Annotated in this window: 6 protein-coding genes; 2 read left to right on the forward strand and 4 right to left on the reverse strand. The window is 63.7% G+C overall.

What is annotated here, in order from left to right; genetic code table 11:
* Nucleotides 1-85 precede the first annotated feature (85 nt).
* Nucleotides 86-367, reverse strand: coding sequence for a DUF7660 family protein (locus LVD12_RS09600; protein WP_237067496.1), 282 nt, complete (start codon nucleotides 365-367; stop codon nucleotides 86-88).
* Between the two features lie 344 nt (nucleotides 368-711).
* Entirely contained in the window at nucleotides 712-2958 is a 2247-nt protein-coding gene (parC, locus tag LVD12_RS09605; protein ID WP_237067497.1) for a DNA topoisomerase IV subunit A, read from the reverse strand.
* Between the two features lie 158 nt (nucleotides 2959-3116).
* On the opposite strand from parC, the gene LVD12_RS09610 reads away from it, so the two are divergent.
* Both LVD12_RS09610 and LVD12_RS09615 read left to right on the forward strand, forming a co-directional pair.
* Nucleotides 3117-3731: an ABC transporter ATP-binding protein gene (locus LVD12_RS09610; protein ID WP_237067498.1), complete on the forward strand. Its 615-nt coding sequence runs from the start codon at nucleotides 3117-3119 to the stop codon at nucleotides 3729-3731.
* Complete coding sequence (locus tag LVD12_RS09615; RefSeq protein WP_237067499.1) at nucleotides 3731-4528, forward strand: ABC transporter permease; 798 nt, start codon at nucleotides 3731-3733, stop codon at nucleotides 4526-4528. Before LVD12_RS09610 ends, LVD12_RS09615 begins: the two co-directional genes overlap by 1 nt.
* Before the next feature lie 22 nt (nucleotides 4529-4550).
* Here LVD12_RS09615 and LVD12_RS09620 read toward each other — a convergent pair whose 3' ends face one another.
* Nucleotides 4551-6497 (reverse strand): aconitate hydratase, encoded by a 1947-nt coding sequence (locus LVD12_RS09620; RefSeq protein ID WP_237067500.1) that lies wholly within the window; start codon nucleotides 6495-6497, stop codon nucleotides 4551-4553.
* A 48-nt stretch (nucleotides 6498-6545) separates the two neighbouring features.
* Nucleotides 6546-11795, reverse strand: coding sequence for a DUF748 domain-containing protein (locus LVD12_RS09625; protein WP_237067501.1), 5250 nt, complete (start codon nucleotides 11793-11795; stop codon nucleotides 6546-6548).
* Between the last annotated feature and the right edge of the window lie 60 nt (nucleotides 11796-11855).

The following is an 11855-nucleotide window of genomic DNA, read 5'->3' on the forward strand; positions in this document are numbered from 1 at the left end:
ATGCAATGGTAAGAGACGGCACTTACTGGGGAGAGCGGGACGTCAAACTAGCAGCTTGACATCACAGTCGCTTGTTAAATGCGGCTCACTCATAAATTTTCCCGCAATACAGAAACACTGCAAATTGCTTCCATTTATTTGTTTCAAGTGTTGAATCTTGGAGAACACCAAAATCACTATCTTCTGCCCAAGCTATAGCTGCTCCAAGAAAGGCAGAAATATCATTATTTGCCCAATCGCCCGCGAAGCCAACCTCATTAACTGGCTTTCCCTCGTGCGCCTCACGGTCTTCCATTAAGGATTTAGCAAATTCTAGAAAGCTTTTTTCATCCTTAACTTCATCGAGTATTTCATGTAGCTCTTTCATGACCACCTTGAGCATTTAACAGTTTATTCAAAAGACGCTGCTCTATAACTCGATTCTCTTTAATCCTGAAGCCCCTAAGCTCCGAGACCTATGAAACCCAGGTTAAATCAACGAGTTAGGCTCTATTCAAAATCATTTTTCCAGAATTAGCGAGCACTCGTTCTCTATAACTCTGGATAGAAGGGCAGTGGCCGGATATTTATTCTCTTGGAGAATCAACGAGATATGGCCTAGGTGATGATATTCGCGCCCGCTTCCGCTGAATTTGGGCGACATTATTTTTTTATATCGCCCGGCAGACACTCGGCCTGCCGGGCTGTTTTTGTTGGAAATTCGACGAGCGGTTAGTTCACCACCTCAATCCGATCCACCTTCTGGAACCCTCGCGGCAGCTTGTTACCGCGCCGGCCACGTTCGCCGATGTAGTGGTCCAGTTCAGAGATCTTGATCTTGGTGTGGCGCTTGCCGGCATGGATAACCAGTTGGGCATTGCCCTCCAGGACTGCGACGCCGACGACGATCTCGTCGCGGCTGGCGGCGCGGGCGGAGGGGATGTTGACAATCTTGTTGCCCTTGCCCTTGGACAGTTCCGGCAGCTCGGACACCGGGAACACCAGCATGCGGCCCTCGCTGGTGACGGCGGCCAGCAGTGCCTTGTCGGGATTTTCGATCTCCTGCGGCGGCAGTACGCGGGCATTCTTGGGCAGGGTCAGCATGGCCTTGCCGGCCTTGTTGCGGGACTGCAGGTCGCCGAGCTTGGCCACGAAACCGTAGCCGGCGTCAGAGGCCAGCAGTACGCGCTGCTCATCCGCACCCATCAGCAAGCCCTCGAAGGTGGCGCCGGAGGGCGGGTTGATCCGCCCGGAGAGCGGCTCCCCCTGACCCCGGGCTGAAGGCAATGTGTGGGTGGCGATGGCATAGCTGCGGCCGGTGCTGTCGAGCAACAGTGCCATCTGGTTGCTCTTGCCGCGGGCGGCCAGTTTGAAGTGGTCGCCGGCCTTGTAGTTGAGTGAGGCGGGGTCGATCTCGTGGCCCTTGGCGGAACGGATCCACCCCTTGTCGGACAGCACCACGGTGATGGGATCGGAAGACAGCAGGTCCGCAGCATCGAAGGCCTTGGCCTCGCCGCGCTCCACCAGCGGCGAGCGGCGCTCATCGCCGAACTCGTCGGCAGCCGCCAGCAGTTCCTTCTTGATCAGGCTCTTGAGGCGGCGGGCGCTGTCCAGGGTCTTGGTGAGCGTTTCGCGCTCTTTCTCCAGCTCGGCCTGTTCGCCGCGGATCTTCATTTCCTCGAGGCGCGCCAACTGGCGCAGCTTGGTGTCGAGGATGTATTCCGCCTGTACCTCGGTGAGCTCGAAGCGCTCCATCAGGGCCTGCTTGGGCTCGTCGTGGGTGCGGATGATCTCGATCACTTCATCGATATTGAGGAACGCGATCAGCAAACCGGCCAGCAGGTGCAGGCGCTTCTCGACCTTGTCGAGGCGGAACTGCAGGCGCCGGCGGGTGGTGACGGTACGGAAACTCAGCCACTCACCGAGGATCTTGTCCAGGGACTTCACCTGCGGGCGCCCGTCGATACCGATCATGTTCATGTTGATGCGGTAGCTCTTCTCCAGGTCGGTGGTGGCGAACAGGTGGTTCATGACCTGTTCCAGGTCCACGCGATTGGATTTCGGCACAATCACCAGGCGGGTGGGGTTCTCGTGGTCGGACTCGTCGCGCAGGTCGGTGACCATGGGCAGCTTCTTCGCCTGCATCTGCGCGGCGATCTGCTCCAGCACCTTCGCGCCACTGGCCTGGTACGGCAGCGCCGTGATGACAATATCGCCATCCTCCTTGCTCCACACCGCACGCATCTTCACCGAACCGCGGCCGGTTTCGTAGACCCTCTGGATTTCCTCGCGGGGGGTGATGATCTCCGCGTCGGTGGGCATGTCCGGGCCCTGGATGTACTCGCACAGCTCGGCGACAGTGGCCTTGGGGTTCTCCAGCATGTGCACGGTGGCATCCACCACTTCACGCAGGTTGTGCGGCGGGATGTCGGTGGCCATACCCACGGCGATGCCGGTGGTACCGTTGAGGAGGATGTTCGGTACCCGCGCCGGCAGTACCGCCGGCTCGTCCATGGTGCCATCGAAGTTGGCCTGCCAGTCGACAGTACCCTGCCCCAGCTCGGACAGCAGCACCTCGGAGTACTTGCCCATGCGCGACTCGGTATAACGCATGGCGGCGAAGGACTTGGGATCATCCGGCGAACCCCAGTTGCCCTGGCCGTCTACCAGCGGGTAGCGGTAGGAAAAGGGCTGCGCCATCAGCACCATGGCCTCGTACACGGCGCTGTCGCCGTGCGGGTGGTACTTACCGATCACGTCGCCCACGGTGCGGGCGGACTTCTTGTACTTGGCGGTGTTCGTGAGGCCGAGCTCGCTCATGGCATAGACGATGCGCCGCTGCACCGGCTTCAGGCCATCGCCGATATTCGGCAGGGCACGGTCGAGGATGACGTACATGGAGTAATCCAGGTAGGCCTTCTCGGTATATTCCTTCAGCGGCAGGCGTTCGGTCGCCTCATACACGGAGGGTTCGGTCATACTGCATCCGTCTCGTTATTCTGTTCGGAAGAGGCGGATTATGGCGGCAAGCGGCGAGCGGTTCAAAGGGAAGCATCCGCTCCACAACGCTCTGACAGCCATGACCGGTTGGCCGTACAATCCCCCATTCTCTATTCAGAAGACAGGAATTCACCCCCTTGGCATCTGGCGCACTGACTCTCGACCGGATCAAAGCCGGCAATCTGCAACCCGTTTCCGAGAAGATCGCCCCCGGTGAGATCCTCTGCCTGTCCGGCCCCTCCGGCAGCGGCAAGAGCCGCCTACTGCGCGCCGTCGCGGACCTGGATCCGCACGAGGGCAGCGTCAGTATCGCGGGCGAGTCCCAGCAGGATCTGCGTGGCCACCGCTGGCGACGGGCGGTGATGATGGTACCTGCCGACAGCGCCTGGTGGTTCGAAACGGTGGGCGAACACATGCCCGCACCGATGACCGAGGCGCTCAAACAACTGGGTTTCGATGAAGATGTATCCCGGTGGTCCATCGAGCGCTTGTCCTCGGGCGAAAAACAACGGCTGGCTCTGGTACGCGCCCTCGCCTACCAGCCGCGCGCCCTGCTGCTGGATGAGCCCACCGCGAACCTCGATCCCGATGCCACCCGCGAGACCGAACAGTGGTTGTGCCAGGTGATCCGCGAGCGTTCGTTGCCAACGCTCTGGGTTGCCCACGACCGCGAACAGATCAAACGGGTGGCAGACCGCCACCTGCATATCGAAGGGGACCGCCTGGTGGAGAGCAGCGGGGACAAGGACTGATGGATGTGATTGAACTCAGCTGGTGGCAGCTGGCGATGGCAGCAACGTTGGTACTGGCGCTGGCGGGCTGTGTTTACTGGGCGCGGCTCGGTGTCGGCAATTCACTGCTGATTGCCGCGGCCCGCACCGCGCTCCAGCTGACCCTGGTGGGTTTTGTGCTGGAGGCACTGTTTGCGGTAGGCAAGCCGTTATGGGTGGCGCTGATGGGGCTCGGCATGCTGATGCTGGCAGGTCGCGAGGTAATGGCGCGGCAGAATTACCGGCTGCGCGGTGCCTGGGGCTTTGCCATCGGCACGGTATCCATGTTCGTATCCGCTTTCAGTGTCACTGTCCTGATGCTTATCGTCGTGATCGGGCCGACCCCCTGGTATTCGCCACAATATGCCATCCCCCTGCTGGGCATGCTGCTGGGCAACACCATGACCGGCATCGCCCTGGCCCTGGATCGGCTGACCGAGGGCGTACGTCGCGAGCGGCAGCTGGTAGAGGGGCGGCTGATGCTGGGGCAGACCTGGCGTGAGGCCTGCGGCGAGCTGCGCCGGGATGCCATGCGCTCGGGACTGATGCCGATCATCAATGCGATGGCAGCGGCGGGCATCGTTTCCCTGCCGGGTATGATGACCGGCCAGATCCTCTCAGGCACCGCCCCGGCGCTGGCGGTGAAATACCAGATCCTGATCATGTTCACCATCGCTGCCGGTACCGGCTTCGGTACCTTCCTCGCGGTGAGTGTCGCTTCGCGGCGCTTGTTCGATGGCAGCGAGCGCCTGCGCCTGGACCGCCTGACGTCTTCCTGACCAACCAACAGCAATGAGCGCCCTAGGCGTCGATATCCGGATGCTCCTTGCGCGTCTTATTGATCAGGCCTCCGAGCCGCAGGGTATCGATCTCCTGCTCGGAGAGATCGTGCTTCACCTTGAGTACATCGCCAGAGGCCTTGAGCTGGATTTCCACCGGCTTGCCCGGCGCCAGCTGGCCCACGGGATCGACGATTTCCAGTTCTGCATCCTGTTCGATCTTGTCGTAATCGGCCGGATCCTCGAACAGCAGCGGCAGTACGCCAAAGTTGATCAGGTTGCGCCGGTGGATGCGCGCCATGCTCTTGGCGATGACACAGCGCACCCCCAGGAATCGTGGCGCGATGGCGGCATGCTCGCGGCTTGAGCCTTGGCCGTAATTATCCCCGCCCACCACGAAACAGTCGCCGTCCAGCTTCATGGCGCGCTCGTAGAAATCCCTGTCGACGCGGGAAAAGGTGTAGCGGCTGATCTCGGGAATGTTGGAGCGCAGCGGCAATATCTCGGCACCGGCCGGCAGGATCTCATCCGTGGAAACATTGTCGCCGGCCTTGAGCAGCACAGGAGCCACCAGTTTGTCGGGCAGCCCGTCGAAATCCGGCAGCGGCTGGATATTCGGGCCCTTGACCAGCTCCACTTCAGTCGGAATTTCCTGCGGTGCCAGCAATAGCGGCCGCATATCCGGCAACTGTCCCGGCTCTTCGAACGATGGGTAGTCCATGTCCAGGTCGCGGGGATCGGTAATCTCCCCCTTGAGTGCGCTGGCGGTGGCGGTCTCAGGGCTGCACAGGTAGACCTCGTCTTCCTCGGTGCCGGAGCGGCCGGGGAAATTGCGCGGCACCGTGCGCAGGCTGATACGACCGCTGGCGGGCGCCTGGCCCATGCCGATACAGCCACCGCAACCGGTCTGGTGCAGGCGCGCTCCGGCTTCCAGTAGCCGGCCGAGGTCGCCGGTGCGGCTGATCTCTTCCAGCATCTGCCGTGATGTGGGATTGATGTCGAAGGAGACGCGGTCATCCACCCGCCGGCCCTCGACCATGTGCGCGGGAATGACGAAATCCCGCAGGCCCGGGTTGGCAGAGGAACCGATGTAGCTCTGGTAGATGGGCTTGCCGGCCACCTCACGTACCGGCACTACCTTGTCCGGGCTGGACGGGCAGGCAATCAGTGGCTCGAGGGAGGAGAGATCAATGGTGTCCTCCTCGTCGTACGTCGCGCCGTCGTCTGCTTTCAGCTCGGTAAAGTCCTCCTCCCGCTGCTGCTGCCGCAGGAAAGCGCGCACGGTGTCGTCGGCGGGAAAAACGCTGGAGGTGGCACCGAGTTCCTGGCCCATATTCGCGATCACATGGCGGTCCATGGCGGTGAGGTTGGCGAGGCCCGGCCCGTGATACTCGACAATCTTGTTGACGCAGCCCTTCACCGTCTGCCTGCGCAGCATTTCCAGGATCACGTCCTTGGCACTGACCCAGGGCGGCAGTTCACCTTCGAGGCGCACGCCGAGGATTTTCGGCATCGTCAGCGAGAACGGCATGCCCGCCATGGCCAGGGCCACCTGCAGGCCACCGGCACCGATCGCCAGCATGCCCATGGAGCCGGCGGCGCAGGTATGACTGTCGGAGCCCAGCAGCGTCTTGCCGGGCTTGCCGAAACAGGACATATGCACCGCGTGGCTGATGCCGTTGCCCGGCCGTGAATACCAGATGCCCCACTTGCGGCAGGCACTGCGCAGGAACAGGTGATCGTCGGCATTTTTGAAGTCCGTCTGCAGCAGGTTGTGGTCCACATACTGCGCCGACAGCTCCGTCTTCACCCGCGGCAGGCCCAGTGCCTCGAACTCCAGCATCACCATGGTGCCGGTGGCATCCTGTGTCAGGGTCTGGTCGATCTTCAGTTCGATCGGTGAGCCGGGCTCCAGGGAGCCGCCCTCCAGATGGGACTCGATCAGCTTGTGGGCGAGGTTCTTGGCCATGGGAGTGGCTCCTTGGGTGCTTGTAAACTTTGATCGCGTGAGGTCGCACTAGCGGGAGAATTCCACCCGCGGCGAGTCGAAATCAGTACCGTCATAGTCCGGCGCGCACTGAATGAATTCATCGGCAGAGAGACCGTTCTCCAGCAGGTAGCGTTCCACCTGTCGGCTGCGCTGCTGCGCCAGCTTCTGCAATTCCTCGAAAATCTCTACGGGCGGATCGCGGTAGAAGATTTCCCGCGCACGACGGTTGCCGCGCATACCCGGAGTGCCATTGGGGTACAGCGCAGTCCAGTCGCGGGCGTTGGCGATGCCGCAGATACCCGGCCTGGCATCCGGTTTTTCCCGCAGCACTTCGGCAATTTCAGCCAGTTCACTCCGCGCCTCGGCACTCAGCTCGACGCTGCCCGGGGCAAATTCAATCGGCTCGATCACCACCAGATTCCTGAAACGCGTCCATGCCCGGTTCGCCAGAGTGTAGAAACCCACCGGACTGAAGTAACTGAACAGCGCTTCCATGATCGCCCGCTGCAGCAGGTCGCTGAAAATGTAGCTGAAAGAGAACTCGGGGTCGTAGAGATCACCGGTGACCGGCATCCTGAAGTTCACGTTGCGGTCGCGGTCTTCCATGACCAGCAGGGCAATATCCAGCGGGATCATGGGCTGCTCCACCGGCAGCTGGTCGCTCTCGCGCACCCGCCGCAGACGAATCTTGTTGAGGCGCATCTGGGCCAGCGCATCCACCTCGTTGGCCCGCACCTCGATATTGAGGCGCGCATCCAGCTGGCCCTGCAGGATCTTGTACCCCAGCAGGTTGGCGATATACGGCTGGGCGGGGATCAGGTTGGCATTGACGATGTAGCCCAGCAGCGAGGCGTCCCACTTCTCGATGTCCAGGTAGTCCAGCTCACCGGCCAGGTGAATTTCACCGAAGCCACCGGGGCGGCCACCGAGCAGTATCTCTGCCGGCGGATCCCCGGGATGATTGCTGGCCCCGGTCAGGAAAACATTGATCACCCGAATCGGCAGCCTGGCCCGGTAGACGCCCTGCCGGTCCAGCCAGGTGAAACGGCCGCGATCCACCACCATTTCTCCCAACCGGTAGCGGAACGGCGAACGCTCGCTGGCCGCCTCCCCCACCTCGTCAACGGCCTCTGAAACGGGCTCTCCCAACAGTTTTGCGATGCCCTCACGCACGGGGAAATTACCCTCGCTGTCGCGGGCCAGAATGATACCCGGCTGGGTAAAGACGGCTCGCGACACCTGCAGCTGCTGGCGCGGAAGGTCGAAGGTGATGTCCTGGAGCAAAGCGTCACCACTTTCCGCCTGCCAGGCGTGGCGGTGATACTCCGGCGCGTGCTCCGCCCGCCCCAGCAGGCCGAAGTCGTGCACGGCAAGCTCCGCCAGCGCGAATTGCCCGCGGTCAACAAGGAACTGCTGCAATAGTGCCGACTCCGTTTTCACCAGCCGCTTGCCGTCGCCACTGAGTACCTGCAGCTCCGATACTTCCAAACGCGCCAGTTCCATCTGGTCGTTGCCAATGCGCACGCTGCCGCTGGCGCCGATGGAGTCCACAGTCAGGCAGTGATTGAGGCGTTCCACATATCCCGTCGGCAGACAACCGGCGGCGCCCTCCAGGGCGAGACCACTGAACGTCACCAGCCCGCCGCCGAAAGCCAGGCGCTCCACCGAGGCCTCTTTCAGCTGCAACAGATCGGCCGGCAGGCCTGGGGGAAAACCCTGCTGGCGCAGGCGCACACCATCGATCGACAGGCCCAACAGTTCTGTCACCGTGCCGGCCGGTGTCTGGCGGCGCTCGATGCCCTGCAGCTCCACCCGGCCGAACTCGTAGCAGGGCGAGAGCCGTTTACCGACCAGCCATTCTGCGGGCAGGCAGCCACTGATCTCCGCCAGCTCACCGACGGCGCGCTCAATTCCGGTCTGGCTGCCGGGCTGGCGATAGACCGGTTCCCGCAGGCTGACCGTGGCTGACGCAGAAGCGCTGCCGTCGGCGCCAAAGCCGAGGCCGGTAAGGCGGATGGCACCGCTCACGGAAAAGGGCTGACTCAATGAAATCTGCTCGGCACCGGGCAGGCCCAGCTCGCGCAGGAAAAGGCAGCCTGGTCCGGAGCTGCCATTGTCCCCCGAACGACAGGCCCGGATGCCGCGCAGGGAAAAATCTGTCACGCCCAGGGCGGTGCCGCCATCCCACTGCAGCTGCGACCAGCCCAGGCGCTCGAAAGCCAGCGCCGGTTGCGTATCGTCACCAAGAGCCAGAGGCGCCGACTCCAGCGCCGCCAGGGTCACCTGCGGCCCCTGCTGTCCGAATACCACGCGGCTGCCAGGCGCCAGTTGCAACCACCCCCAGTCCAGGCAATCGCCATCGGCATCGCCGGGCAGCAGCCCCGCCAGACCGCAGGCCTCAATACTCTCCAGCCGCAGCTGGCCGAGCTGGATGGTATCCGAGGTAAACGCGAGGGCGCCCAGCTGCAGGGCCTGTAACTGCCACTGCGGCTCGGCCCCCGGTGCCGCAAGGAAACCGATAGGCCCGGCGGCCAGGTCGCTGGCTCCGGGGGAGCTGCGCAGGTCATGCACGTCGAGACAACGGGGCAAGGCGACCACACCCGCCTGCAGGGAATCACCGGGTGGCAGGCAGGCAGTCAGCTGCCCCATCTCCAGGCCACCGAGCTCCAGCACATCGGCAGCGGCCGGCGGACCGGGCCAGTCCACCCGCAGCCGGTCGCTGACGAATTGCTGCAGGCCCAGCGCCATATGGTCGCCGAGGCCGGTCAGCTGCAACTGCCGGATCGCAGTGCCGTCGAGATTCGCCGTCAGGCGCCGCTCGGACAGGGTGAATTGCGCCGCTGGCCCCAGCTGCAATTCCGCCACCTGTGCACAACGGACCGAGAGCGGGGACACCGGGGTCGGTCCGGGCAGGCAGCCGTCCAGGGTCTGCAGGGAGAAATCCGGTAGTGACAATTGCAGACGCCCGCCACCGGGAGCGATCCGTACCTTGCCCGCGGGCAGGTCGAGCGCTGTGACCTCCAGCAGGGATTCGCCGGCGCGGCTGCTGGCCTCCCCCCGCTCGAGTTCCAGTGCACCCGTCTGCAGCCCGAACCCCGTCTGCCAGGCCAATCGCAGCGGTTCTCCGATCCCGAACCCGCGCAGGTCAAAACAGGCGGGCATGGAGGTGCGCTGGCGGTAAAGGAGACTAGCCCAGCTTGCCGGCAGGCAGCCATCCAGCTGCTCGAGCGCCGCAGATTTCAGAAGCAGATTGGGATCGGCCAGATCCGGCAATACCGCTGCAGCGGTTCCGGCTGCGCGCCCGTCTCCTTCACCGGATTGTGATTCGCCGATGGCGGACAGCCGCCCCTTCTCCAGCCCGTCCTCTTCACTGATCAGATCAGGGACGCTCGGATCCGCCTCCCCACCGGCAGCGGCCGACGACGCAGCGGCGGCATCGGTCGCGGCCCAGGGGTTGCCGGCATCCGCCTGCGGACGCAGGAAGCCGCTGCCCAGATGCAGTTGCTGCAGCAGCAGGCCTTCACCACCATCGCGCCGGTCCCCCAGCAGCAGGCGCTGCAACTGCAGTTCACCAAAAATCAGGTAGCCGTCATCCCCCGCCGCCCAGGCGAAGGTGCCCGTGCCCTGCAGGCTGTGCAGCTCGGTACACAGGGGCCGCAGGCCCTTCGGCAACAGGCTGTCCGGCACACAGCCCTTCAGTGACAATAGGTTGGGCTCCCGCAGCAGCAGCGGCTCGTCCGTGGAGCCGGGCCCGCCGAGGGCGCGCAGCTGTTGCCAGCGGAGCTGGCGCAATTGCAGTGGTTCGCCACCGCTGCGCTCCAGGCGCAGCTGGCCGACCGAGAGGGGACCACTGGCAAACCCCCAGGGCAGCGACCGGGCACTGTCCGGGAAGCGTAGCTGTAGCTCCTCTCCGGATCTCAGCCCCGCCAGCCGCAGACAGTGATCCGGCAGTTGCCACACGGCACCGGGCACACAGCCGGACGCACTCTCCACCTGCAGCCGCTCCAGTGTCAGCATCCTTTCCCGGCCGCGATACTGCAGCGCCGACAGCCGGATATCGTGGATGGTCAGGGGGTTGCGATTCGCTGTGGCCAGATCCTGCAGCTGGGTCTGCTGCAGGCGCCCCGCATCGGCCTCCACCACCAGGCCGCGCTGCCAGTCGAAGGTCACCGGGTCGGGTAGCGTCAGGCTGCCGGCGCGGATGCAGAGGTGATGCTGCAGGTCACGCAGCCCGGGCGGGCACCAGTCGAAGCCGGTGGCGCCGGCGTCGCTCCAGCGCAGGCTTTTTTCAGCGCGGCTGAAATGCATTTCATTCAGCGCCAGAGTTTCCGCCCGCCAGTTCTGCCAGCGCCGGTTGGCATAGCGCAACTGCACCACCTGCCCCTGGCCGCGGTGCCAGCCCACCTCCGCTTCGGCACCAAACGCCGCCACCACGTTGCCGGTGAGGTTGAGCTGGCGGGCGGTGGCACAGTGACCGATGACCCGATCCATGGCCGGAATGGCCTCTGCCCAGTGCTCCGGCAGGCAGCTGCCGAAGCGTCGCACGACCAGTTCATCGGCGGTGATCCGGTTTCCGGGTCGGGCAAACAGGCCCTCTTCCAGTGCCAGCTTGACGATCACCGTATGGTCCCGTTCGCTGCCCTCGGTGCGCACCAGCAGGTCGCGAAGATCCAGCTGATCGGCACCGATTTTCAGTTGCAGCGTTTCGTCTCCGCTGCGCTGTGCCGACAGGGTCCAGTCGTGCACAGTGAGATCACTGAAGCGCAGGCACTCAGGCTGCTGCCAGTACGGCCGGGCCAGGTAACAGAGCCGGCTGTCGCGGATATGCAGACGCTCGATGGCCAGCTGCAGGTCCCGGTCGCGCCGCTCGCCGCCCACACCCAGCGCCCAACCGGCCACCTCCCAGAGGCGACCGTCGGCGGTCAGTTCCGAGGCCAGATCCATGTCGACCCCGGTCAGATACGCCTCCTGCAGACGCAGGCGACCGCGCAGCAGATCCAGCCAGCTGTAATTCAGTACCAGCTGCTCCGCGTCGACACCCCGCCCTTCCGGGTTCTCTACCCGCACGTCGCGCACGTAGAGGGCCAGCCGCGGAATCGAGAACCACAACCGGCCGATGTCTGCCTCCAGCCCGCGTTGCTGCAGCCATTGCTCCAGCCGGCCCGGCAGCCACGCGGAGAGGGCAATGGAGAGCGCACCGACAAACAGAACGCTACCGAACAGCCACCACAGCAGGCGGTTCGGAAAATTGCTGGCTCCGCTGGAAGGCTTCGGCATGGAATCCGTGGGTCACTGGCCGTCAATTTAGGCACCGCGCTTCGCCGGCCACAGGCAGGA

The sequence above is a fragment of the Microbulbifer guangxiensis genome, from assembly GCF_021729075.1.
Lineage (GTDB): Bacteria > Pseudomonadota > Gammaproteobacteria > Pseudomonadales > Cellvibrionaceae > Microbulbifer > Microbulbifer guangxiensis.

Excerpts from the sequence above, each read along its gene's own strand:
- LVD12_RS09600 (WP_237067496.1), bottom strand. The coding sequence starts at position 367 with ATGAAAGAGCTACATGAAATACTCGATGAAGTTAAGGATGAAAAAAGC.
- parC (WP_237067497.1), bottom strand. The coding sequence starts at position 2,958 with ATGACCGAACCCTCCGTGTATGAGGCGACCGAACGCCTGCCGCTGAAG.
- LVD12_RS09615 (WP_237067499.1), top strand. The coding sequence starts at position 3,731 with ATGGATGTGATTGAACTCAGCTGGTGGCAGCTGGCGATGGCAGCAACG.
- LVD12_RS09620 (WP_237067500.1), bottom strand. The coding sequence starts at position 6,497 with ATGGCCAAGAACCTCGCCCACAAGCTGATCGAGTCCCATCTGGAGGGC.
- LVD12_RS09625 (WP_237067501.1), bottom strand. The coding sequence starts at position 11,795 with ATGCCGAAGCCTTCCAGCGGAGCCAGCAATTTTCCGAACCGCCTGCTG.